The sequence below is a fragment of the Candidatus Thiodiazotropha sp. AKIB8 genome, from assembly GCF_058244675.1.
This window is the reverse complement of sequence record NZ_JBSYOO010000047.1, coordinates 1-25,492: the sequence shown is the minus strand read 5'-3', so window position 1 is coordinate 25,492 and position 25,492 is coordinate 1. Positions and strand designations below refer to the sequence as shown.

The window sequence follows — 25,492 nt, the reverse complement described above, 5'->3', positions numbered from 1 at the left end:
TGTAGTAAGGTGTGTCTGTATCATCCTATGTGGAACACCATATTAGGATTCAGGTTGTTGTTTCTCTGTTCCATTGAGCCATCAAGAGTAATAAGCTGCTGTTATGTTCCAGGATTATTTTGGAATCGCCGAAGATCCGTTCTCAATAACACCGGATCCTAAATACCTCTTTCTGAGTGAGCGCCATCGAAATGGCTTCGCCCATCTGCTCTATGGTGTGACCCAGGGTGGGGGATTTGTCCAGTTGACCGGTGAAGTGGGTACAGGGAAGACGCTACTGTGCCGTAAGTTGCTGGCCCAGTTGCCCCGCGCGGTGGATGTGGCATTTGTTTTCAACCCTCGGCTGAGCCCTTTGGAGCTGGTTGCGACGATCTGCGATGAGCTCAAAGTGCTCTATCCCCTCGGTTGCAGTAGTATCAAAGAGATTGTCGATTTTTTAAATGCTTATCTGCTGGAGTCCCATGCTCAGGGCCGGCGTACTGTGGTCATTATCGATGAGGCGCAGAACCTCAGCTTTGAATCTCTTGAACAGATTCGCTTGTTGACCAATCTGGAGACTGCCTCAGAAAAGTTGTTGCAGATCATACTGGTCGGACAGCCGGAGTTACGAGCGCTTTTAAAGCGACCAGAGCTCAGGCAATTGGCGCAGCGGATCACTGCCAGATACCACCTGACCCCTCTGTCTCGCGCTGAAACCCGAGCCTACATATTGCATCGTTTAAAGGTAGCAGGGATAGAGAGGCCTCTGTTTACTAATGCTGCGATTCGTCGTGTTTTTAAGCTCAGTGGTGGTGTTCCCAGATTGATAAATATCCTTTGCAGTCGGGGGATGTTGGCTGCCTTCGGAAAGCGTAAAGGTCAGGTGACCCGGAGCATGTTGTCTCAGGTGGCAAGTGAGCTGCGAGGCGAAGAGAGTGGGGTTGGTCATCTCAAATCCTGGGGATGGTTATTGGCGGGAGTGAGTGCAACTTTGTTTATTCTTGCGCTGCTACCGACCATCAATCTATATCATCTGTTTGCAAATCCCAGTCAGGAAGCTGACCTGGTTACCCAGTCAAAACCTGAAGTGAGTGAGGTGCAGGCTGTATCGATACAATCCACCTTGCAAACAGGCCTGGATAGTCAGGCGAGTTCAGTGGCTGATGATGTGAGTCTCTCTAAAAAGTCAGAGAATCATTCTGCAGAGCCTGTTGGTTTGAATAGAGTTCCAGATGTTACAAAATTGGATGGTGGAGTAGATCAGCGGCGATCCAATCTACAGGATTCAATTCCAGAGTCTCAGACTAAGCCATCAACCACACAGGGCCTGGCTGGTTTGTTGGGCAATGAGAATAGTGCTTTCGCGACACTCTTCAGTTATTGGCAAGTGGCCTATCCTGTGGGGGGTAAGAATAGAACCTCCTGTGATAAGGCTGAGGAAGTTGGACTGAGTTGCCTCTTTGGTCGGGGCTCTTGGAAAACTCTCGAATACTATAATCGACCGGCCATATTGGAACTGCTGATGCAGGGTGGGCAACGCTACCATGTTGTGGTGACCGGTTTGAGTGGTCAGTCGGTAATGGTTGATTTAAGTGGCAGGCGCTTCTCTTTCACATACCAGGAGATCGAACGGTTATGGACAGGAGGTTATATTATTCTGTGGCGTCCGCCAGAGTTGGCAACTGAGCGATTGCAGATGGGCGATACCGGCAGCGATGTAGGCTGGTTGATATCCATGCTGGATCGGGTTGAGGGTGTTAGCAGCGACTATGATCCGACCAGAGCAGTTTTTGATCAGCCCTTACATCAACGGGTGGTGCGTTTTCAGCGTGATCACGAATTGTTGGCTGATGGTATTGTTGGCAAGCAGACCTTAATACAGCTCAACAGTGCGGTCGCTGATCTTACAATGCCAAAATTACTTAAGGCTGGCGGTTAAGATGTCCTCAATTCTTGATGCTTTGGAAAGAGCTTCTCAGGATAGATCCTCTTCTGATCTGGAGTTGATGCCTAAAAGGGAGTATGCAGATTCGCCACGGGATGGAAGAGTGTGGCAGTGGCTCTTGTTTGGTTTGGCAATAGTTTGTCTTTGTCTGATTGGTGTTTGGTTATATTCAACACAGATATCCACCAACAAAGGCGATGCTCAGAGTGTCAATGAGTCAGTGCAGCAGCCTGAGGTTGAGCGGACAAGTGGGGCTGAGTCTGTCGTCGAAGCGTCTGTTGTTCCTGTTAAGCCTGACAAGCCTGATCTTGAATCTCAGTTGATTGGCACCACTCTCCCCAGTCAGCGATCCCTCCTGGACGAAGCGATATTGAGCCAGCCAAAACAGCAAAAGCAAAAGGTGAAAACAGCGCCGGCTGGTGTTGTGGCTCAGAATATCCCGGTAACTCCAGCGGCTCCTCCCGTTGTGAGGGCAGTTCCACTAGACAAGCCTAAGCCGCAGCCGAAGGTGGTCTCAAGGGTTGCGAAAAATAGTACACCGGATCCTGTGGTATCAGCCAACAGGATGGTTACGCCAATGAAGAGAGAGAGCTATAGTTCCACACCTTCCACACCACCTGAACCCGAGGTAAAGGTGGTAGAAAATATACCTCTGATCTGGGAGATGCCCCAGTCGTTACGTCAGAAGTTGGAACAGCTGAAAATCAGCATCCATGTCTACCATAAAGAGCCTAAGCGCCGTTTTGTTCTCATCAATATGCGTCGATATGCCGAAGGGGATAGTCTGAAAATGGATGGTTTTCGCCTCCAGCGGATCGATCGTGAAGGTATCGTGGTCGACTATGGTGAGGGCCTGGTTCGCTTGTTGAGGGAGAGATATTAATAATCGGGAAAATTATTGATTCTCGGACTTCCATATCATTGTGCCCTTAATTTACAGATGCAATAAGCTACTTATCCGTCGTGCTTGACCGATCCCCATTGTGTGGGTTCGATATTATCCTGACTCAATATTGTCATGAGTTCGTCACAGTAATCCGTTTCAATCAGTGCCTGGATTCCTTTGCTCGTTGAGTGCTGGTTTTTCCATTCGAAGATTTTCTGAACCACAGGTTGTCACTATGTATTGTAATGAACGACTCATCATAATGGATGCTGATGGCACTACCATAGATGCTTTCGGAGCTATTTCTGAGACATTTGAAGCTCATGATATGTCGATTGGAGATATGGGCCGATTTCAGAAAAGGCGCAATATTTTCAAGTATCTCGGCGGCATCAAAGAGCTGCCTAAAAATCTACGCAAACAACTTAATGGTGAAAAGCGACTAGAGCTGCTTAACACATTAACTGAGGTCTACAGGGAATCTGCACGCCTCTATGAAGGTATGTCAGTTCTGCTCAATGTATTGATTGAGCATCCTGGTACCCGGGTCGGGGTGATTACCAGAAATATCACTCTGGAGCCGGAGATTACTCTTCATCAGCTCTACCAGAGGAATGGCGTCAATGTTTCAGGATTGGATTTTGTAATCCATCTTCCGCAAAGAGAGCAGAAGACCGGTGCCTTCAAGGCGGTCAGAGAGAGCTTTCAAATAAACCCTGCCAGAGCCTATGCTTGCGGTGATGAGAAACGCGATTATGTTGCTTCAATTGGCACTGGGATGCATCCGTTTATGGTCTCCTATGGGTTTGAGAGTTTTGAACGCTTAACCGAAAAGATAGGTGTGCCGGCAGAATTGGTATCTCGACAGCCGATGGATTTGAAACGGCGTATACTCAACGCTTTGGATCTGGATTAATGGTCTGATTAGTACATGCGCTCTGCTGTCAGGTATTCACCTGATACGAAACTCCAAACTGGAATATGAAAATACGCTTGCCTGTTAACCTGGCGAGAATTAATCTGAGACCTTAAATTCTTTAGTAGTCAGGGCCAAATCCGCCTTGCCACTTTCAGCGTGTTATCAGGATGTGAATGATGAAGGAATCAGAGGATGCAGATTTAAAGATTGGTTTAGCCTTGGGCAGTGGTGCCGCTCGGGGCTGGTCGCATATCGGAATCATCAAAGGCTTGGCTGAGTTGGGCATCAAGCCGGAAATTGTCTGCGGAAGTTCGATTGGTGCTTTAGTGGGAGCGGCCTATGCTGCAGACAAGCTTGACCTAATGGAGAGCTGGTCCCGTTCACTGACCTGGAAAGAGATTATCCGATTTCTCGATCCCAGTCTGATTGGCGGTGGGTTTATTCAGGGGGAGAAGCTGACTGAGTTTGTCAATGAACATATTGAGGAGGTGGAGTTTCACCAATTGAAGCGTGAGTTGGGTATTGTTGCAACCGAGCTCGAGAGTGGTCGTGAAGTGTGGTTTCGCAGCGGCCCGGTAATGGAGGCGGTCAGAGCTTCCATCAGTCTTCCCGGTCTCTTTACACCACTAAGACACAACGGCAGGTGGTTGGTAGATGGTGGTCTGGCCAATCCTGTGCCTGTCTCCCTTTGTCGTGCAATGGGGGCGGATCTGGTGATTGCAGTCAATCTGAATGGTGACATATTGGGCAAACATTTTAAGCGAAGTTCGGAAAAGAACGAAGAGCGTAAGCTGGAACCTGATCTGAGCAAAGAGGGTGATCTGATAAGTCGGGTCACGGCGCAGGTTAAAAATAGTCTGGGTGTAGGAAAGCGGGATCTCATTGCGCGGTTGTTTGGGGTAGAGAGAGAAACCCCTGGACTTTATGATGTGTTGGCCAGTTCGATCAATATTATGCAAGACAGGATAACCCGAAGCCGTATGGCAGGTGACCCACCTGATGTTATTTTAACTCCCCGTATGTCAAAACTTGGTTTAATGGAGTTTGATAAAGCCGATCTGGGGATTGCAGAAGGATTGCGCGAAGTTGAACGTATGCGGCCCTCTTTGGAGCAGGTCTTTAAGCTCTGAATTGGATTAGTGTTAACAGGCCCTGAGGCTATTCATTGACGAAAGGATAGAAGGGTTCATTGACCTGCTGATGGGTGGGTCGGTCTGAAATAATTCGTGCTTTGACTCTGGTGGTGGTGAGGCCTTGCTGGTCAAGGATGGCAGGAAAGAGTCGGAAGACCCGACTGGTTTCGATGGGTCTTCTCCAGGCGGCCTGCTCTAGTTGTTTTCGTAGTAGAGATGACAGTTTCAACTGTAGTAACCAGGGAGCCTGCCAGTGCAGAAAGTCATTGACCAGTTTACGTTGTTTATCGTCTTGCCACTTGTCACGGACTAACAATTTAGGGAATTCATCGGCACTAAAGTGTTCTCCATGTTGCCCTGTGCCATCGCCTTGATGATGTCGTTTGATCCAGATAGCGAAGGGTCTCTTTCCTGCGGCAGAACTTACAGTGCTGCTGAGATCTGCCGCATCACCAGAGTCTGAAATGAAGTGTTGGCAGGCCTGGCCGCCGGGATACCAGGTGGGGCGGTCGACAGGTGAGAGTGGTTCATTGCATAAGGCGCTATCGAGTAGTGCCAGGGGCTTGGAATCCGCTTCATCCAGTAGCCATAGCTCGTAACTATCCGCAGTTGCAAAGGGCACTTTATCGGCATCTTTTTCCAAAGCGAGAATCAAACGCTCTCCGATTGATTCGATGATGTCGCAGGGCAGAGTTCCTCTGATACGTGACCGACTCAGTCCACGAATTGAGTTCCAGCTACCATAGACCACCTCTGAAAGTCCGGTATGACTGATGATATCTTCATGTGCAACATAGAGTTTCCAGTCAAACCCATCCATGCTTTCTGCAACGCCACCATTCAGAGCAATTATCTGCTGTACCCCATGGAAAGGTGAGAGTAGACGACGGCTGTAAGAGAGGCTATCCATACAGGAAATTGTGGACAGTGATTGGCATTGAGACAAGTGCGGTTTTACATTAATAATCCAATCTAACTGAATTATTGAGTCATTTAATTCCTATTTGGCAATGAAATATTACCGCCGTTCGTCGGCTAGCCAGACCCAGGTGTTTTAAATACAATTATATTTTTGTAGTATTTATAGAATTGGAACTAAGTACTGATCTGATTCTTTAACAGAACGCAGTTTTTATATTGGATTTTTTTTAAGAGGGAGTCATGTTGTGAAAGTTATCTTCCGCCCTATGGCGACACTGTCGCTTGTCAGTCTGTTATTCACTGCCTCGGCTCAGGCCGCTCTCTATGATCGTGGTGGTGGCCTTATCTACGATGATTACCTGGATGTCACCTGGATGCAGGATGCCTCCTATGTGTCAAACCAAGCGGTGAATTGGACGACTGCACACGACATGGTCTCCGGGCTTGAGTATCAGGATACTGTTCGTAATACCGTTTGGACCGATTGGCGTATGCCTACTATTGACCCTGGCACTTATAGTGGATGGGGTTTTGACCTGCAATCGGGGGAAAGTAACTATAATGCCTATGACACCTCTCCTTCAGGTGCCAATGAGTTGGCTTATATGTATTACGTCAATCTTGGTTTTGAAGGTAATGGAGATTTGCTTACAGCTCCTGAGCTGTTGCCTTTACCAGAATCACCTGAAGGCACTTACAACCCCTTTCAAAACATAAACTATTTAGGTATCTGGACGGACTCCCATGTAGGTGGCGACGCGCCAGAAAGTCAGGTTTGGTATTTCCATTTCCACTTTGGGCGTACCCTGACAGATGGCGGGTCTGATACGCAAACTATTTGGGCGGTAAGAGATGGGGATGTAGGTTTGCCTTCGCCAGTTCCCGTACCACCTGCGTTCTGGTTAATGGGTTCGAGCCTTGCCTTGTTAGGCTTTGTAAGCAGCAAGAAAGGTAACGCTTCGGCGAAAGCATAACCCCTATCTGTTAGCGCAGTTTTGGCTGCGCTCAGTTAGCTGATTGATAAAAAACCCAGCCTGGAGATCGAGAATCTCCAGGCTGGGTTTTTTTATGGAATTCTGGGAAAAGCAGGCCAAATCTGTCGGGTTTTTTTACATTGTTGAATTTAAAGCCTAGCCAAAAAATCATAACTGGTTGAATTTATTGATATAATCAATTTTGGCATATGCATTGCAAGCTTAGATCCCCAATAGACGTATGGACCTAATTGACGGAGTTAACCGTGAGTCAACATAAAAAAGTTTCAAGATTGGCCGCTCTTTTGTGCGTATTCGCGCTGGGCAGCAGTGAGGCCACACTATTCGATCGTGGCAGCGGCCTGATTTACGATGATGTTTTGGATGTAACCTGGTTGCAGGATGCCTCCTATGTGCAGAACTACTATGGTAGTGCGCAACATGCGGTTAACTGGGATACTGCCACCTCCTGGGTGGATAATCTGGAATACACAGATACCGAACGTGGTGTGGTTTGGGATGATTGGCGCATGCCTACAATAGATCCTGGTACCTATGCAGGCTGGGAACCTATCTTTGATCCGGCAACAGACGTTGGCGACTACTATGTCTATGACAGATCTGAGTCAGGGGGCAATGAGCTTGCCTATATGTACTACGTGAATCTTGGTTTTGAGGCTTACACCGATCCTATTACCGATCCAGGTCTGGTAGCCCGTCCTACATCACCAGCTGGTACCTACAACCCTTTCCAAAACCTGAGCTACTTGGGAACTTGGACCGATTCATTGGTCGGCAACCCTGATCGTCCAGACCAGGTATGGTACTTCCATTTTCACTTCGGTCAGACCTTGTCAGATCCCAATGGACTTGATTCGCAAACTGTCTGGGCGGTTCGTGACGGCGATGTTTTCGTCAATGAAGTAGAGCCGGAGCCAGAAGTGGCGGGTGTGCCTGAGCCAGGTGTGTTGCTGTTAATGGCTTCAGGTCTGTTGTTGGCAGGCGGTGGTCGTCGCATAGTGAACGCAGGTAGAAAATTAGCCTGATTCGTAGCTTTCCGAAAGGCGCTGCAATCCCAGCATGGGGTTGCGGCGTTTTTTTTGTCTGTTTAACTTAGGTTTAATCACCTACTGTCGTTGATCCCTCCTCCAAAAAATTTACCAAGATGAGATCTATCTGGGGCTTAGGTCATGGCTCTATTTAATCGCCGCTCAATTATGCTTCTGTTTAATAATATTCTTCCTTAGTAAGTATCAGCTAGGCGTTTAATGTCTGAGATCTTCAGTAAGTTAATTTGCCGTTTTCAGTAAAGTTTACAGTTTATAGCCGATATATTTCTCTGACGATGTTTTTAGGTTTCGCAGAAGGATAGGATTTATGTCGCTATTCCATTTGAGAATATTAGTTAAAGGTTTCTCTGGAATTATTGCACTGTTTGTACTCTCTTTTGGGGCATATTCGGGAGAGAAGTGTCTCTACATCTCATCCTACCATCAGGGTTACGCCTGGTCAGACGGGGTAGAGAGAGGATTGAGAGAGAGTCTTGGTGATGAGTGCGAACTCAAACAGTTCGATATGGATACAAAGCGTCATAAGGATGAAGCTTCGAAGCAGCGAGTTGCTGTAGAGGCAAAAGATCTTATTCTCTCCTGGAAACCTGATGTAGTGATAACTGCAGATGATAATGCGGCAAAATATGTGATCCAACCATTTTTCAAAGACCATGAGATACCATTTGTATTTTGTGGGATAAACTGGAATGTGGATGCCTATGAATTACCCTATAGCAATACAACAGGAATGGTCGAGGTTGCACCTATTGATGTTTTATTCAATAAGGCAAGAAGCATTCGTATTGGCGCTGAACGTGCGGTCTATCTTGGTGCAAATACTTTTACGGAAAGAAAAAATGCAGCAAGATTTGAGGCAATGGCAGAAAAAATCGGCTTATCCCTGGATCGCCGTCTGGTTTCTACGACTGCAGACTGGTTGAAGGCATATGAGGAAGCACAGGATTATGATTTTGTGATTATCGGAAGTAAGTCGGGTATCAATGACTGGAATAGATCCAAGGTACTGGAGGTGTTGCATAACACAACCCGAAGCCTGAGCCTGACTAACCATGATTGGATGATGCCCTATACTTTGCTGGGCTTCACCAAGATTCCTGAAGAGCAGGGTGAGTGGGCTGCAAAAGCGGCGCTTGCCATATTGGATGGAGTAGCGCCAACAGATATACCCATTGTCTCAAATCGAAAATGGGAAATATGGATAAACCATACTGTTTTAGATGTTAGTGGAGTGAAACTTCCACAGGCTCTAATCCGAAAAGCTAAAAAAATATAGTGATTATGGAATTTACGATTAGGGAACAAGTTTTTGTAGGGCATCGTAAGCTGGTTATCTGGCTGATGGTAATCCTCGTTTCCTTGATCGCTATTTCCTATTCCGTGTCTCGGGAAATGCGTTCGGCAAAGAAAGAGTTTACTGCAAACGCCTGGCAGGTTCAGCGTGCGGTTATACAACGTGTTGCTAATTTAGAGACTGTACTGACAGCGCTGGTCGGGCAGCATCATGCCAGCGACATGCTTAGTAGTGCAGAGCAAACACTGTTTTCGCAAGAGTTATTGAAGGCCTATCCTTTTATCCACTCCATTATGCATGTAGAGCGGGTGTCTATTAATGAAGTGGATGAGTTCGAAGAGCGTATGAAGCTCGAAGGGTATATTGGTTTCAAATTGAGTCAGAGTGACTCAGAAGTAACAGCGAATGAGATAAATCATATTGGCTTCCACCTGCCAGTCAGTTTTATAGAGCCGATGGAGCCTAGAAGTGCATATTTATTGGGTTTTGATCTAGCGAATGAAGCATCATTTACTCAGCTTTTAGAGCGTGCGATCAGAGGGGGCGATACAATTGCCCTTGAGACATTGCAGGAAACGCATTTAAACAAGCCGCTATATTTAATTTTAAAACCAGTCTATCTAGGGCGTTACCCGCCATCAGAAGCGACAGAGCGATGGGATATGCTGAGCGGTTTCGCAGTATTGCGTATAGATTTCGAGCAATTTTTTTCAAGTATTGAATTGCCATCTAAGTCGCTGAAGTTAAAACTCTACAGGGGTGCTCAGGTTTCCGAGAGTGAACCATTGGATGAAATATTGGCCGAGTTTGGGCATCAGAGTGAAGCTGCAGGTTTTTTGCAAGAACAGGTTGATTTTGTAGAACCTCTAGAGATTCATGGGCTACCGTTTACGCTTTCGGCCAGTCAAAATGTCAGCCTGAGTTCAATTGAAATCTCTCGCGTGTTTATTGAATGGTTGATTGCAATGCTGGTGCTTGGTCTGGTTGTTGCTGTTTACAGAAATCGACGATTTGCAAAGCTACAGGAAGAAGCTGCGGAAGAAGTGATTGCGGTTGAAGGCGCTCGATTTACAAATGTAATCGATACTGCATTCGATGCGGTTGTAACGGCCGACGGGAGAGGAAGGATTGTCAGTTGGAATCAACAGGCCAGTTCAGTATTTGGTTACCAAGACCGGTTTGTTTTAGGGCTCAGGTTATTCAAGCTTATATTGCCCCCACGTGAACTAAGTCGACTGGATAGAGAGTTAAAGCCGCTGTTTGAGGGTGAAAACAGCAGGCCATGCAGGCTTAGCCTGGAAACTGTAGGGCAACGCAAAGATGGAGAGGAATTTCCCTTAGAGTTGGCTATCTCGAGTTCTACAGCAGTTAATCAACCAATGATAAGCGTATTTGCCAGGGACATCACGGAACGTAAACGATGGGAAGAGAGAATACGTTATCTTGCATATTGTGACTCCCTGACCGATCTTCCGAATCGTCAGTCATTTAAGGAGCAGGTGACCAAGGCAATCACAACAGCAAAGCGCCATGGTCGGATAGGTGCAGTACTCTATCTGGATTTGGATGAGTTCAAGCGTATTAATGACACATTGGGCCACGATATTGGAGATTTGCTGTTACAGCATATTACCAAGCGCCTGGTTGAGCAGGTGAGAGTGTCCGATACGATCAGTCGCGACAGGTTTGTAGATGTTGAAGATCGTAGTATTGCCCGCTTGGGTGGTGATGAGTTTACAGTTTTGCTTGATGAGATAGATAGCCCGGAAGATGCTGCGCGTGTTGCCAAGCGTGTGCAGAGTGTTATTGCCAGTTCTTACAACCTTAATGGTCATGATGTCTATGTCACGCCAAGTATTGGTATTGCGATCTTTCCAAGGGATGGGCAGGATGTTGAAGAGCTATTAAAGAATGCTGATACTGCCATGTACCATGCAAAGGCAGTAGGAAAGAATAACTTCCAGTTCTATACGGAGCAGATGAATGCACTTGCCTCTACGCGTTTGAAACTTGAAGGTAAACTTCGAAAAGCACTCGATTCAAATGAGATGGAGCTCTATTATCAGCCACAGATAGATATGCGAACCGGTTTGATGATTTCTGCTGAGGCCTTGTTGAGATGGAACCAGCCTGAGCTGGGGATGATACCACCAGATGAGTTTATACCTATCGCTGAAGAGACTGGGATAATCATCGAGCTTGGTGAATGGGTGCTGAATGAGGCTTGTCGTCAAAATAAGGCATGGCAGGATGCTGGCTATCAGCATATCAGGGTAGCGATTAACTTAAGTAGTATGCAATTCATTCAGCGTGATCTCAGCGATAAGGTCAACAACTGCTTACAAAGCAGTAAACTCAATCCTCAGTTCCTTGAGTTGGAAATTACTGAAAGTATCTTAATGCGTAATGTGAATGAAACCATTGCCACTTTGAACGAATTTAAAAATATGGGGATCAATATCTCTGTGGATGATTTCGGTACTGGCTACTCCTCGTTGAGTTATCTGAAAAGATTTCCATTGAATTCTCTCAAAATTGATAGATCATTTATCATGGATATCCCTGATAATCAGGATGATGTCACTATTACATCAGCTATCATTGCAATGGCTCACCGTCTCAACTTGGAAGTGGTTGCTGAAGGTGTTGAAACACAAAGTCAACTGGATTTTCTCAAGCAGCAAGGGTGTGAAATGGCCCAGGGCTATTTTTTCAGCAGACCCTTACCTGCAAGTGAGTTTGAGGCGATGCTGGTCAGAAACGAGATAGAAATACAAAAAATACACCATCGTTAAGAAGTGATCAGGATATGTTACCTGTAGGGTTGACGATATTGATATCACGTTGAGGGAATGGAATAGATATTCCTGCTTGATTGAATTTGGTATTAATTGCCTCGTGTATGGCTGTGATGGTTGCAAGACGATTATCCATGGATCCAAGGTAGATGCGTAGCAGTAGATTGAGTGAGCTGTCGCCAAACGCTTCGAAAGTGGCAACCGGACTAGGGTCTGATAGTACAGAATCATTCTCTTCGGCGGCCTCAAGCATGAGATCCATGGCCTGCCTGACATCACTACCATAGGCAATACCAACTGTGATGATGATTCGATTGACCTTGTCAGTGAGTGTCCAGTTTATAACCCTTCCAGTTATAAACTCCTTATTCGGAATTATCATCTCCTGCTTGTCATAATTTGTGATGGTGGTGGCACGGATGCGAATACGAGAGACTACACCTGTTGTATCATCAAGGGTTACAACGTCGCCTACGCGAATGGGGCGTTCGAATAGTATTATTATTCCACTGACAAAGTTGGCGACAATCTCTTGCAGGCCAAAGCCAAGTCCAACACCTAAAGCTGCAACCAGCCACTGGATGCTCGACCATTGAAATCCGATGGTGCTGAAGGCAGTAATTAAGCCAATGCCAGCAATGAGATATTGCATTAGAGTAGTCAATGCATAACGAGCCCCTGTTTCCAAAGGGAGTCGTTGAAGTATTGTGATCTCAAGTACACCAGGCAGATTCTTGGCGGCAAGAAAGGTGAACACCAGTATAATGATACCAAGGAGTATATCGTTCAGTGTTAAGAAGCCGTCTGTAACGATACCATCTACTACATGGGTTGCAGCAAATGGCAGTTGAATGGTAGTGAGAAAATCAAGGGCAGGAAGGAAGTCTGCCCAGATTAACCAGCTGCCTACTACAGAACCAAAAAGATAACCAAAGCGTACCAGTCGTTTCGCCTGTTCACTTAATGTATCGAAGTTGATTTCAGGGATCTCTGTAGCTATTACGGTGCTTTCGTCATCCATGGTGCTATTTTCTTGCTCGCGTTGATGGCGCAACTCCTCTCTTCTTTGAACTGCGCTTTCTAAACGTAATCTACGCTCTGCAATAAAGAGGTATCTAAGTAGAAGCTCCTTTAGGGTAAACAGACCAACAAAAAACCAGAAGGTTAACTCGACTAACTTAAGTAACCTGATTGATAAAGTCAGATAACCTAGAGCACTGGCTGCAGCAATGCCAGTGATGATCAAGAGTAACAATGGAAACCAGAGAAAGTGAATTTGGAGTAATATTGAGTTGGGCTTGCTTCTGCTCCATGTTTCCAATAGAGAACTGGATTTATGCAGTAAGCGATAAGTAAATATCAGTGTGGCGACTATCAGGACAATAACTGCCATGCGTCCGATGTTTTGCGTATGCGGAGATATATAGTCTCCTTCAGTAAGGGTGACGATAAATCTCAATGGTATGGCAACAGGAATCAACCATCGCAACTCTTTCGCCAACGCAGCACATATTTGATCATTCCAGCGTAAATGACGACTGCCAATGCCATTTGGAAGGCACAGATGGTAGAGGAGTAGAGCTGCAATCAATGTTATCCCTACATTGATTAATGAAGTGGCAATTGCCAGGCTGTAGGGGCTTGCTGTTGGTAGAGTATTTAATAGAACGCCAATGCTGATCATGATGCCGGGAGCAATACCAATCTTTACCAAAGTGAATAGTAAGGCCCATAGGGTCAAACGGATTGAGTCAGTGCGTATTTTACGCGTGGATTTGTTCAATAGAGGCAGTTGTATGTTGACGCTTTGTTGCTTCCAGATGATCACCATCAGCAGTGACACAAGTGCTATCGATAATCCTGGTCTCTGCTTCGCAGCTTGAGCTACCTCACTGCCGGTTACAAGCCACTCCTGAGGAGATAGTAATCTTCCTAAACCAGTGGTGATTTGTTTGAAGTTAAAAAAATCAGTCAGATCACCACTTGAGATCCAGGTAAGCTGGTCATCTATGTAGATTACATAGGTTTCAGAGACTTCCAGCAGTTGTCGCTCTGCCTGATCAAGGGATGTAAGCTGAGAAATATAGAGGCCATAGACTTTTTGTAGTTCATTGAGTGCCTCGCGGCTGGCGCCTAACAGACTGAAGGTGCGTTTTCTAAGTTCATCTGCCTCTTTTTCTGAAAGCTCTTGCAACAAAGGCTTAGTAAGTTGCTCAACACGATCTGTGAGGTTGCCTGTTTGCAGTAAATGCTCTTCGATGGAGATCTGGCGATCAGTAGCATTATTGATATCCTGTCGACGCTCAGCAGAGGATCGGCTATAGCTCTGCAGTGAAGGCAGAGCCTGACGTCGACGTGAGAGCATTTTGCCAATTGCTCTACTGCTGCCCGCTACTTCAACGCGTTGCTTGGTGTGTGCGAAATCGTCACTGAGCTGAAGCAGTTGCTGTTGGGTGGCGGCTAATTTCTGTGAGACCCGTTTTTCCCAATATATCAGCTCTTCCAGATCAGCTCTGTACTGTGCGTTTTGCTGTGCGATTGCCTTGATGGATTCAGGTAGACCCTGAGTCTGTTGTTCTACCTGTTCAGCTTCCTGACGTGCTTGTTTGGCTTCAGCCTCCCGTATTTCATCTGCGGTTACGTTGAGTTTTTCCAAGGTTGTTTGAAGCTTGCCAATCTGAGCTGTTGTAGCATCACGTCTTGCCTGAGCAAGATTGGTAAGTAGGTTTTGATTACCCAGTCGCAGTTTGAGGTACTCGATCTGTGTCTGATGAAGCTTCTTACGGCTCTGAAGGAGCAGTTGCTGGGCTTGATTTAGATGTTTGTTTTTACTGGCAGTAGTGTTGCTGTTTTCAATCTCGATGGTCTTTAAGGTGTTGCTGTATTCTGCTATTTCATCATTTATCTGCTGATTTCCTGCGAGTAAGTCTGATAGGGTGTCGAGCTGCTGTTTATGACGCTCTCTTGCTTTATCCAGATTGATGCTTTCTCTACTGATACGCTGCTCAATCTCAGCCAAATTGGAATTTTTGATAAATGAGGTGAGATCCTCATTCTGTAGTTCGAAAGGGCCGAGACTATCGTGTAGTTTTTTTATTTCAGCCGGTGCATTTTTTATGGTTTCATTGAGGAGATCTAGTTTGCCATCAATCTGGCTGTTTTGTCGTAACCACTTTTCTGCCTGATCGAGAAGCTCTACGACTTTTTGTTGTAATGCAGCATCCAGCGTGTCGTCATTAAGTGTTTCATTCTTGATCAGATTAAGCCTATCAGTGGCCAGTGCTGTATCAGTATCAATCTGGTTTTTGGGTGATTCGGCAAAGCATGGAAGGCTGATTATGATCAGCAGTAGGGCAATGAGTAACTTGTTCACGATTGTGGTATTTAGCTCAGTTGTTTTCCTGGAAGTGGTAACTGATCAGGTGTCTGTTTTTTTCAGAGACCGGTTCACCCAGGCCGATCTGGCCATGACCGAGTAGTGGTATGGTCTCCCTTCGGAGGTATAAAGACTGCTGGTTCTGGGTGGTTACATAGGTGCCGTTTGTGCTGATATCTTTTAAGATATGTTTACCGCGATAGAATTCCAAAACCGCGTGGGTTCTGGATGCTGAGCTGGCATTTACTATCAACTCGTTCTTCGGGTCTCTTCCAATATGTATGCTTCCCTGTGTGGGCGGCATTCGATAGGTCTTATTATTGTATTGCAGGATAAGGATTCTTGTTGTCAGGCTTTGTGTAATCGGTGCGGTATGTATGAAAGTGATATCTTCTTTGTGCCATAGCAGATCGTATATGATCATATGGTCAAACTTGCCTTTGACCTTTACTTTGTCGAATCGCCGGGCCAGGGGGCGCTGTTCGGCCGGAAGTGCCTGAACCACTTGTTCTGTAGTAATGATCTGTCTTGCCTGAGCAATTGCCGCCATTCTTGCGGCAATATTGACTGAGTCGCCATACATTCGGCCATGCTCGAAGATGGCGGGGCCATAGTGAAGCCCAATACGGGCGGCCATCGGCATGCCTGATTGATCTGCGTAAAGGTCGACCCGCTCCTGGATACGACAGGCGGCCGTAACAGCGGTAGTGGCGTCGTTGTATCGGCTCATCACCTCATCGCCAATAATCTCGACTACATGACCACCACTGGCTTTGACTACTTCGGCTATGGCCTCTTCCAGTTCAGTGATCAGTTTTTTTGCCAGGGTGTCACCAAGGCTTTCATACATGCGCGTACTGTCGACAATATCTGCGAATACGATGGCATATTTTTGTGCATTAGTCGTCGACATGGTGCTGGTGCTCTTTCCCTATCAGACCAGGGGTAAAGACCTGTGTCCCTATGGCAGGATCTTGCATGAGTACAAACCTCACTACTATTTCGGAATCTCAGAAGAAATTCTACGAAAAGCGTCGGCTCGTTTTAAATCAGGCCTACTTAATGAGGAAACAGAACAAGTAGCCCTGCTCGAAGGATATGAAGATCAGGCGGGATTGTCCAGTATCAACTTGTTCTATTGTGGGGATGTGTTTACTAGGGCCTATTCGATTAGTGTTAACAGGCCCTAGAGAGCGTAATTTGGATCAGTCGTGTTTATTGGCCAGTGCAGAATTGAGCCTGTCGCACAGAATGTCTGCCAGGTCGTCATGTTGCCCCACAAGTTGTGCAATTCTAATCTTCAGTCTGGGGTAGGTCAGGTTTACCCGTTCGCAGATTTGCTCAATATCCCCTCCGGGGCCTGCGTGACGGCCTGGGGAGAGGAACAGTTGAGCGAGATCCACTGTGGCTTGAGGATTTAATTCGGCAATTTGAGATAGTTCATCTTCCAATAGTTCGCCGTTGAAGTCGTACTCAGCACCTGTTCGACGCTCCATTGCTGCTTCTGCAATGGGGACATCGGCGCCCACAAGATTGCGAAGATCCCTGGTAATCCGCTTTCTTACAGCATTGACTTGAGGGAGAGGTGAGCCGTGATCTACAACTACAATCTGCTGTGGCTTCTCGCCATTTGTGTTTTTTTGAATCTGATCAAAAACAATTTTAGCCACCCTTGGCTCACCCTGGGGTAAGGGACAAAGCACTTCGCCTTGTATCAGCTTGAATTCGCCAAACTCTGCTTTTAAGAGATCAACCTGTTGCGGAATAAAGGCTGTGAGCGCGCGACTGAGACCAAAAAAGAGTGGGATCAAAAGAAAGCTTCGCTCCCCTTCGATCAGTTTTTGTCGCAGAAAAGGGTGCAAGGTATCTGCAGGTTTCCCTGCAAGATCTTCTACTGGAATCTTTTGCGCATGCTGAAGAGAGACGGGATATACCTGTTGCTGACAGTGGTCACTCATCTGTTGCGCCAGTCTGCGTAGATTAACTACTGAACCGGCTTTTGCTGAACCATTGTCCGCCAACAGGATGATAGGTCTGTTCATGTCGCTCCAGATGGTTGGTTAACCTGTCGAGTGAACGTTAGTTTGTATGCAATGTTTAGGTAGATGATTGGTGGATATGTTCCTTCGATCATTATCCTGGTGATGGAGAGAGACAACAAGCTGTCAGCATAGATGAAACCCTGTAATCACCGAGTGAATTGCGATTCATCATTGTTGGCAGTTGATTTGGCTGATGTATGATTGAGCTTTATACCATTGTTGGTGTCGATAGTAATCATGAACCTGCGCGATCTGAAGTATCTCATTGCCGTTGCCGAAACAGAGCATTTTGGTCATGCCGCTGCACGCTGTTTCGTCAGTCAACCCACTCTCAGTGGCCAGATAAAGAAACTGGAAGAGGAGTTGGGTGTTACGATTTTTGAACGAACCAATCGATCTGTCTCTATAACCCCATTTGGGGTGGAGATCGTCAAGCACGCTAAACTGATCCTGGAGCAGGCTGATGTAATCCGCCAACTGGCTCAGGCCCAGCGGGATCCCATGGCTGGCGCTTTAAGGGTTGGTGCGATACCGACGGTCAGTCCCTACCTGGTACCCTTGATTCTGATGCCTTTGAAGTCTCTCTATCCACAGATGAGGCTGGTGTTGTCGGAAGAGATCACCGATATGCTGACTCAGCGACTACTGGATCATCAGATCGATGTGGCAATATTGGCGACACCGGTAAAGGAGCCGGAGCTTGAAGTCATGCCCCTGTTCGAAGAGCCCTTCTGGTTAGCGCATCCCAGGGATCATGAGCTGTATGACAAAGAGGATATCAGTCGCCGTGATTTGAGCCGTCTCGATCTGCTGTTGCTTGCGGATGGTCACTGTCTCACCAATCAGGTGATGGATGTCTGCCGTATCAAAGAGGGAACCATAGATGATGAGATGGCCGATCTTCGTGCCGCCAGTCTGGAGACCCTGTTGCAACTCGTAGGCGCTGGCTTTGGCTGCACCCTGGTACCCGCATTAGCAGTACGTGGTACCTGGACCACCGATTCCGGTATCATTGCGCGCAAGCTTTCTCTGAAAGATGCCTACAGGCGGGTTCAGTTTGTCTATCGCAAGACTTTTCCACGCAAGCAGGCTCTGCATGCATTGGCTGACGTGATCCGTGGCCAGCTGCCGAATACAGTCAAGGCGCTTTAGACAAATAGCCTGCCATTTTGGGCAGTAGAGCAGGAGAGTCACCATGAGCAATGCAACGCAAGAAGATACTCAAACCGTTTTTTCCGATCTGTTGCGAAATAGTGAGTTGGAAGGGCCTGTGTTGTTGCCTGGGGTTCATCCTATGCCCAACCTGCTCTCCCTCAGTGCCACCCAGGTTCTGGATGCATTTCGTGAGAGTCAGCTAAAAGACTTTACTGCCATAATCAGTGATCTTGATGCTTCCGGAAGCTCGTTGCACAAGGTTTTTGAAGGGCTACTGGCAATTGCTGAAAAAGACCCGAACAATCGCTTATCAGAACTCAATATCTTTCAGCCGGGAGCGATGCAGTCCCTGTTTATCGACCTGCATGATCATGTGATGTCTCATCCCGTGTGGCGCCATCCCTGTTTTATACGAATCTTCGAAGGGGATTTCGATCAGCAGCAACTGGCCTCTTTCGCCCTGAACTATTTCAACCAGGTAAAAAATACCAGGCAGTGTGTGGCCCTGGCTCAAGGGCGTTTTTCCGGGTTTATCGATCTGCCCTACGGTTGTCTCAACGAACGGGTTTCGGAGCTTGTACAGATCACCCTGGCACAGCTGCTTGCTGATGAATATGGTGTAGGCACCCATAGCATAGAGAGCTACCCGGATCTCGCCAGCCTGCTAGGTTCCACCACCCATATTGTCATGTATCGCAATCTGTTCGAAGGTCTGGGGATTCCATTTGAGCAGCAGGATCTACCCATGCTGCCGGAAGTTGCTGACAATGTACTGACCCAACGCCTGTTGGCTGGGCACCCATCATTCAGCCTGCTTGAATCTCTCTCCTCTGTCGGTCTGGGTATGGAGTGGGGTGTACCTGAATTCTTCAGTCTGCTATTGGGTGGAATGATCCGCTGGGCCTGGCGGGAGAATGTTACGTTGACCCAGCACCACCTCATCGTTTTTATTGCTCATGTGCAATACGATGTACTGCACGCCATATCCGTAATGCTGGCGACCAGTCTGCTGGGTCATGAAGAGGGATATGTGGATCAGGTTAAGCAGGCGACCAATATGCTCATGTCGAGCCGCTATAACATGATGAGTGGTCTCTATAGACATCTTTTTGATGAGCCCTGTGACAACATCGATCAGATTGACCTTAAGCCAAGGTATGCAATTACCGACCGTCGTATCGAGCAGGCTCTGCTGGTTGCCAGACAGGAGGCTACAGATGCACGGGTGGTTGATGCTCAGGCCTATAAGGAAAATCCCAATGTCCCCTTTGTATTTGCATGAGCTAAAGCCAATGAGTCACTTGGGAGTTATTGATGTATCAGTCCGATAGTAGGGCGGCAGAGCAATTTCGCAAACGCCTCATTGCCACAGCGAAAGGCTCTAAAGGTGCCAAGGATATGAGCCGGGAAGAGGCCCGGGATGCCTTGACCTTTCTGCTCTCATCCGAAGCCCATCCAGCGCAGATTGGAGCCTTTCTCACCGCCATGAGATTCAAGGGTGCCCGGGTTGAGGAGATGAAAGGTTTTCTGGATGCCATGGAGGCCCATGCCACCTTGATCTCACCCAAGGTTGACCGATTGCTGAACTGTAATGGGCCCTATGACGGTCGTAAGAATGCCTTGCATCTCAGCCTGGCTGCTGCACTGGTGACAGTTGCTGCCGGGGTGCCGGTGATCATGCACAGTAACAGTGATCTACCACCAAAGAATGGCGTAACCACTGCCAGTGTTTTGGAAGCGTTGGGAATACCTGCCCACCTGGAGCCTCAGCAAGTCGCAAAATCGATCGAGGAGAGAGGTTTCGGTCATCTGCACGCCAGCCGCTATCTGCATGGTGTGGAGCGGCTGAAGCCTATTCGCCAGACCCTGTTCTACCGCTCCTTTCTGCATGCCTGTGAGGTTATGCTCAATCCTGCCGGGGCTGAGTTCTCCTTGATTGGTGCAGCTCACAAAAGTTTTCTGCAAAGGTTCGCCACTGCAGCAGGTGAGCGTGGCCAGCAGCGGGTATTGGCGGTACAGGGATTGGATGGCTGTGACGAACTTCCAATGAAGCCTGTAGCTGTAGCGGACTATCAACAGGGGGAGATGTCTGAATATGAGTTGGATCCTGCTGATTATGGTTTGGCGTATCAGGATCACCATCCCTGCGCTGATGCAGAGACCACGGCTTTGTTGACAGAGGGGTTGCTACAGGGAGAGGAGAAGGATCAACTCAACCCGGTTCTCTACAACGCTGGAGTACGCCTCTATCTGTGCGGCAAGGTGGATGCAATTGCTGAAGGGATCGAGTTGGCGGAAAATGCCCTTGTCTCCGGGCGGGCAGCTCAGACCCTGCAAAGGTTGCGGGGTTGTCGAATTGAAAAGGGGTAGCGGTTTTATACGCTATTAGTCGAGACAAGGGTGAGGTCATGATGAATCGTAGGGTGTGGCCCTGCCGCACCATCAGGGTGAGAATTCTCTAAAAATCCCAGATGGTTTGTTCATTACCAGCAGCGTCTATACACCAACTCGTCAGGTGGCTTTGGTTTTAGTTGGGCGTGGTGCGGCAGGGCCGCACCCTACAGGTGAATTTATTTTGGGGAGTCAGCCGACTACTGTTTCATCCAGGCTACCTTGCTGTTCGATCCTGGCGATTATGTTGAGGCTAGGGCCATGATGAATCGTAGGGTGCGGCCCTGCAGCACCCTTCTACACAGATTTTAAAACAGCTCTTCAATCCTGCAGCTCTTCAAGCAGAGTGAAGATTTCCAACATCAGCTCTTGTGCGGCTACATCGTAGTTTTCGAAACTGCCACTGGCGCATAGGGTGATAACAGTCTCTTTCTCCTGGAAGTAGAGCATTTCTGCCTGGTAGCCAGGATCTTTACCGCTGTGGGTGTAGATCACCTCGTCAGTGTTGGCGATCGGTTTGATTGAGATCCCAAGGCCGTACTGAGATGGTGGGGTGCCGAGTAGCGAAGGTTGCAGCATCTCTGCACGCATGGCGTCGTCCAGTACATCGTTGCTGGTCAGCAGTCCCAAGATAAACTTGGCCAGATCTTCGGCCGTGGTTTGAATGCCACCATCGGCTAAGCCAAAATGGTTATACCAGAGGTAACTATCGTATTGCTCTCCCGCATCATTGAAATAGCCATGTACCATGCCGGGAATACCCTCCGCCTCATGGCCATGCAGGGTGTTAGTCAGCCCCAGGGGTTCGATGATCCGGTTACGTATCGCTGTATGCAGCGCTTCACCTGAGGCTGACTCAATGATGAGTGCCGCCAGGATGTAGTTTGAGTTGGAGTAGCTGTAGTTGGTGCCGGGTTCAAAATGGAGTGGCTTATCGAGAAAGAAGGGGAGTGCATCCTCCTGGCTCCACTCAAGATCAGGGCCTGAAAGAAGAAATACGTTATCCCAATCCTCACTGTCATTCTGGAAATCGAAGATGCCTGTGGTGTGGTTGAGCAGCATACGGATTGTCATCAGGTCACTGGAGGGAATATGGCCTGTTACCGTTTCCGGCAGCCATTGAGTGATGCCATCATCCAGACTGAACAGACCATCAGATGCCATCTGCACTGCGGTTGCAGCGACAAATGTTTTGCCTATGCTGGCAACATAAAAGCGGTTATCCACAGTAGTGGGTTCCTGACTATCCAGGTCTGTGACCCCGGCACTGCCTGAGAAGTCGATATTTCTGCCGACTACTCTAACTGAGACGCCTGGCAGGCCTTTGCTGACCGCTTCTTCCAGGGCATCCTGAAAGCGTTCGTTGGTGGCTTCCTTGGAACTGTTTGTTTGGCATCCAGATAGCAAGCTTATGCTAAGTAAAGCTGCGCTCATGGTTGCTGGCCAGAAATGTCTGCTTGTTTTCATCGGTTCTACTCCCGGTATTAAATTGTTTTCAAGGACAGCGGGTGCTGTTGCAGGGAATAGTGGCTTGAATGGGCGGGTTTATCGTCCTTCCGTGTAAGGTCGGACTTATTTTAAAGCTTTATATATCAGCTGGTTACTGATTGTTGCTTTGACTGGGTGCTGATTTTCGATATTGCGAGGGGGTTTGCCCCGTATGGCGTTTGAAAGCGGTATAAAAAGCCGATTTTGAATTGAATCCTGAATCGAGAGCGATGCTCAGTACATTGCCTTGGTCAGAGTGGGAGGTGAGGCTGCGTTTTGCCTCTTCGACCCGGTAACGGTTGATGAAATCAAAGAAGTTGTATCCCGACTGCTCATTGATTACCTGGGAGAGATAGTTGGCTGAAATACTCAATTGGGAGGCGAGTTGCGGCAGGGTGAGTTTACTGTCGAGATATGCTCTTTCCTGATCCATATGCTGTTGCAGTTCCTGGTAGAGCAGGGTACTGGTTTCATTGTCCAGAGCGGAACGCTTATATTTTTCAACCTCATCAGTTTGAACTGTCCGGCTCTTATCTGGCGTATCAGTTTCTGATTCAGGTGGTGGGGATGGGTCTGCCTTTATGGGATCAGTGAGGCTATTGGATTGAGCTGTTGATGGGGCCTGGGTGAAGATGGCTGGCTGTCGCAACCCCATATAGCCCATGCTGTAGATCACGAATACGATCAGCAGGAAGTGAATACCGACGACCTCTTCGGGAAATGAGAGTAATTCTGCGAGGAAGACATCTGCCAGATAGAACAGGTAGAGCGCAACCAGGGCAATCAGCAGATTCCTCAGCCAGGTCAGGTTGATATGCTCAATGTCTGAAAATTGATCCTGAATGACCCTTTGATGTCTGAAGACCCGTTTGATTGAAGCGACAAGGTAGATCGCCATCTGCAGGATCGAAAGCAACCCCACAGCAATAATCGCCAACTCCGCCCAGAGAATTATTGACTCCTCCTGTTGCTTGGATTCATCACCAAGCAGATGCAGAAGTTGTGGTTCATCAAGCAGGAACAGAGGGGTCAGAAGGGTGAAACCCAAAAGGAAGGGGAGAAAATGACGCCACTGCCTCAAGCCGAAGCGAAAGCCCTCTCTGGTGGTTAGTGCGCTGACATAGAGATAGGCCAGGGGGCCGAATAGAAAATCGATATTTGTATCGATGATCAGCAATCGCGGGTACTCGTTTATATATCCGGATTGATGGAGAAAAGCGAGCCACAGATCGAGAGAGAAAAGCAGGGTAAGGATAGCCAACAGGCGATGAGCTACGGGCAGGCCGCCCTTTGCATTGATCAATGCCAAAGCTAAAAACATGCCTTGGGCAGCGCCAAGCAGCATGATGGCAGAGTAGAGATCGATCTGAGGTTGCATGGGGCCCGGCAGTCATTGTGGAGAATCTAAACTACCAGTAAAGCAGGCTGTAAATCCATGCCAAAATCATCACCAGAGTCAATAGTCCTGCAATGTTAGCCAGCCATAACCAGAATTTCTCCATCTGACACCTCGTGTCTCACTGTTTTGAGTATTCTGCTAGGGAACTCCTTTAATGTCGTCTGATCCTATAAGTCCGGACAAGCTATTCGGTGAAGCGGAAAGTGATTTCAGACGGTATAGTAGCGCCTTCTTTTACAATCATCTCAAGTGCTTCAGTCGATCGCTGATTTTTGCCATAAGGTAAGGACATGATTAATCCATTGACGCCGCAAGTATTTGAGTCAAATCCAGGTTCAACTGTGGAATCTGGGATTATGAGAGGTTATTCGATGTTATGGATTACAAGGGCACTGCTTATAAGTCTGCTGGTGTCACTCCTCGGTTGCAGTAAAGGCCCACAGGATCATCGACAGACCCTGTTGGTATTTGGCACTCTGCTGGATATTCAGGCCTACACTGACCAGCCGGAGACCTTCAATAAAGCAGTCCAGAGCCTGGATGAGACCTTTCAGCAGATGCATCGTGAGTGGCATGCCTGGAAGGGGGAGGGAGAACTGGTTCGGCTGAATCGGGCGATCTCTCAGGGGCAGAGTCTTGAGGTCTCGCCTCAGTTGGCAATGCTCCTGGAACAGGCAAAGGAGTATGCATCAAAGAGTGATCAGCTGTTCAATCCCGCGATTGGTGAGTTGATCGCTTTATGGGGGTTTCACAGTGACCAGCCACCTGCTGGCCCACCACCTGCAAGCGACCGAATCAAGGCGATGTTGCAGAACAATCCCTCTATGCAGGATGTAACTATCGAGGGAGAGAGGATCTCATCCACTAATCCCCATGTCGCCATGGATCTGGGGGCATTCGCCAAAGGCTATGCCCTGAATCTGGCCATCGATGAGTTAAAGCGGTTTGGTATCGGGCATGCGATCGTCAATGCGGGAGGTGATCTCTGCGTATCCGGTCAGCATGGAGATCGCCCTTGGATGATCGGCATTCGTCACCCGCTGGGTGAGGGAGTGATTGCTTCGGTTGGTGTTGCCCATGGTGAATGTGTATTGACCTCAGGTAACTATGAGCGATACCGGGAGTATGAAGGCATTCGCTATGCGCATATTATCGACCCACGCAGCGGTTATCCGGTGGCCCATGTCGCTTCTGCAACAGTGATCAGCCCCGAGGGGGGATTGGCAGATGCGGCTGCGACGGCATTGAGCGTCGCCGGCCCAGAAAACTGGGAGCGGATCGCCGCCCAGATGGGGCTCTCTGAGGTGATGCTGGTGGATGATGGTGGTGCTGTCTACCTGACTCCGGAGATGAATGCCCGAATCAAACTACAGCAGAAGGTGGATCGGGTGGTGGTATCCGGCACCGTGTTGAAATAGGTGGTAGAGGGCGTGTTGTGATATCGGTTTGAGTGTGGTTTAGCTTGCTGGCTCGGGATTGGTGCGGCAGGGCCGGCACCCTACAGATGTGCCTTTAAGTCAGAGGCACGATGAAATCACACGCCGGGGTAGGGTGCGGCCCTGCCGCACCAAAAGCCATGATGAATCGTAGGGTGCCGGCCCTGCCGCACCAGGTCACCGGATATCAAACTGACTGCTTGAATTAGCCCCAAATAGGACAGTTTTCCACAACATCCACAACCGCTGAGGTGAGTTGCGTCAGATCTTCCTCGTTGATGATAAA

At 47.9% G+C, this 25,492-nt stretch carries 18 protein-coding genes; 12 read left to right on the top strand and 6 right to left on the bottom strand.

Annotated elements, in window-relative coordinates:
• Nucleotides 1-103: 103 nt before the first annotated feature.
• From AC4IFB_RS16390 to rssA, 4 genes are all read left to right on the top strand, one after another.
• The gene (locus tag AC4IFB_RS16390; RefSeq protein ID WP_490775837.1) at nt 104-1,918 is read left to right on the top strand and encodes an ExeA family protein; all 1,815 of its coding nucleotides are present in this window, start codon (nt 104-106) and stop codon (nt 1,916-1,918) included.
• 1 nt (nt 1,919) lies between these two features.
• A complete protein-coding gene (locus AC4IFB_RS16385) occupies nt 1,920-2,807 on the top strand; it encodes a general secretion pathway protein GspB (protein ID WP_490780740.1) in 888 nt (295 codons plus the stop codon).
• 238 nt (nt 2,808-3,045) lie between these two features.
• Nucleotides 3,046-3,726 carry an HAD family hydrolase gene (locus AC4IFB_RS16380; protein ID WP_490775835.1) on the top strand — a complete coding sequence of 227 codons (681 nt, stop codon included), beginning with the start codon at nt 3,046-3,048 and terminating at the stop codon, nt 3,724-3,726.
• 176 nt (nt 3,727-3,902) lie between these two features.
• Nucleotides 3,903-4,859: a patatin-like phospholipase RssA gene (gene rssA, locus AC4IFB_RS16375; RefSeq protein WP_490775834.1), complete on the top strand. Its 957-nt coding sequence runs from the start codon at nt 3,903-3,905 to the stop codon at nt 4,857-4,859.
• Nucleotides 4,860-4,887: 28 nt separating this feature from the next.
• On the opposite strand, the gene AC4IFB_RS16370 is transcribed toward rssA, so the two are convergent.
• Nucleotides 4,888-5,772 carry a hypothetical protein gene (locus AC4IFB_RS16370; protein WP_490780739.1) on the bottom strand — a complete coding sequence of 295 codons (885 nt, stop codon included), beginning with the start codon at nt 5,770-5,772 and terminating at the stop codon, nt 4,888-4,890.
• Between the two features lie 256 nt (nt 5,773-6,028).
• Here AC4IFB_RS16370 and AC4IFB_RS16365 point away from each other — a divergent pair, with 256 nt between their 5' ends.
• The 4 genes from AC4IFB_RS16365 (at nt 6,029) to AC4IFB_RS16350 (ending at nt 11,916) form a co-directional block, all read left to right on the top strand.
• Nucleotides 6,029-6,757, top strand: a complete 729-nt coding sequence (locus AC4IFB_RS16365) for a hypothetical protein (RefSeq protein ID WP_490780738.1) — start codon at nt 6,029-6,031, stop codon at nt 6,755-6,757.
• 266 nt (nt 6,758-7,023) lie between these two features.
• Complete coding sequence (locus AC4IFB_RS16360; protein ID WP_490775831.1) at nt 7,024-7,803, top strand: hypothetical protein; 780 nt, start codon at nt 7,024-7,026, stop codon at nt 7,801-7,803.
• A gap of 331 nt (nt 7,804-8,134) precedes the next feature.
• The gene (locus AC4IFB_RS16355; protein WP_490775830.1) at nt 8,135-9,103 is read left to right on the top strand and encodes an ABC transporter substrate-binding protein; all 969 of its coding nucleotides are present in this window, start codon (nt 8,135-8,137) and stop codon (nt 9,101-9,103) included.
• A 5-nt stretch (nt 9,104-9,108) separates the two neighbouring features.
• Nucleotides 9,109-11,916, top strand: a complete 2,808-nt coding sequence (locus AC4IFB_RS16350; RefSeq protein WP_490780737.1) for a bifunctional diguanylate cyclase/phosphodiesterase — start codon at nt 9,109-9,111, stop codon at nt 11,914-11,916.
• Nucleotides 11,917-11,923: 7 nt separating this feature from the next.
• Here the strand turns inward: AC4IFB_RS16350 and AC4IFB_RS16345 are convergent, their stop codons facing one another.
• From AC4IFB_RS16345 to AC4IFB_RS16335, 3 genes are all read right to left on the bottom strand, one after another.
• Nucleotides 11,924-15,292: a mechanosensitive ion channel domain-containing protein gene (locus AC4IFB_RS16345; protein WP_490780736.1), complete on the bottom strand. Its 3,369-nt coding sequence runs from the start codon at nt 15,290-15,292 to the stop codon at nt 11,924-11,926.
• A 16-nt stretch (nt 15,293-15,308) separates the two neighbouring features.
• Nucleotides 15,309-16,208: an adenylate/guanylate cyclase domain-containing protein gene (locus AC4IFB_RS16340; RefSeq protein WP_490780735.1), complete on the bottom strand. Its 900-nt coding sequence runs from the start codon at nt 16,206-16,208 to the stop codon at nt 15,309-15,311.
• 292 nt (nt 16,209-16,500) lie between these two features.
• The gene (locus AC4IFB_RS16335; protein ID WP_490780734.1) at nt 16,501-17,337 is read right to left on the bottom strand and encodes a sirohydrochlorin chelatase; all 837 of its coding nucleotides are present in this window, start codon (nt 17,335-17,337) and stop codon (nt 16,501-16,503) included.
• Between the two features lie 237 nt (nt 17,338-17,574).
• Here AC4IFB_RS16335 and AC4IFB_RS16330 point away from each other — a divergent pair, with 237 nt between their 5' ends.
• From AC4IFB_RS16330 to trpD, 3 genes are read left to right on the top strand one after another with little or no spacing between them, the layout of a single operon-like run.
• Complete coding sequence (locus AC4IFB_RS16330) at nt 17,575-18,489, top strand: LysR substrate-binding domain-containing protein (protein ID WP_490775825.1); 915 nt, start codon at nt 17,575-17,577, stop codon at nt 18,487-18,489.
• A 43-nt stretch (nt 18,490-18,532) separates the two neighbouring features.
• Nucleotides 18,533-19,774 carry a hypothetical protein gene (locus tag AC4IFB_RS16325; protein ID WP_490780733.1) on the top strand — a complete coding sequence of 414 codons (1,242 nt, stop codon included), beginning with the start codon at nt 18,533-18,535 and terminating at the stop codon, nt 19,772-19,774.
• A gap of 32 nt (nt 19,775-19,806) precedes the next feature.
• Nucleotides 19,807-20,862 carry an anthranilate phosphoribosyltransferase gene (gene trpD / locus AC4IFB_RS16320; protein WP_490780732.1) on the top strand — a complete coding sequence of 352 codons (1,056 nt, stop codon included), beginning with the start codon at nt 19,807-19,809 and terminating at the stop codon, nt 20,860-20,862.
• Nucleotides 20,863-21,204: 342 nt separating this feature from the next.
• Here the strand turns inward: trpD and AC4IFB_RS16315 are convergent, their stop codons facing one another.
• Together AC4IFB_RS16315 and AC4IFB_RS16310 are read right to left on the bottom strand one after the other, a co-directional pair.
• Entirely contained in the window at nt 21,205-22,350 is a 1,146-nt protein-coding gene (locus tag AC4IFB_RS16315; protein WP_490780731.1) for a serine hydrolase domain-containing protein, read from the bottom strand.
• 133 nt (nt 22,351-22,483) lie between these two features.
• Entirely contained in the window at nt 22,484-23,749 is a 1,266-nt protein-coding gene (locus AC4IFB_RS16310) for an AraC family transcriptional regulator (RefSeq protein WP_490780730.1), read from the bottom strand.
• 392 nt (nt 23,750-24,141) lie between these two features.
• On the opposite strand from AC4IFB_RS16310, the gene AC4IFB_RS16305 reads away from it, so the two are divergent.
• Entirely contained in the window at nt 24,142-25,188 is a 1,047-nt protein-coding gene (locus AC4IFB_RS16305) for an FAD:protein FMN transferase (protein WP_490780729.1), read from the top strand.
• The last annotated feature ends 304 nt before the right edge of the window (nt 25,189-25,492 follow it).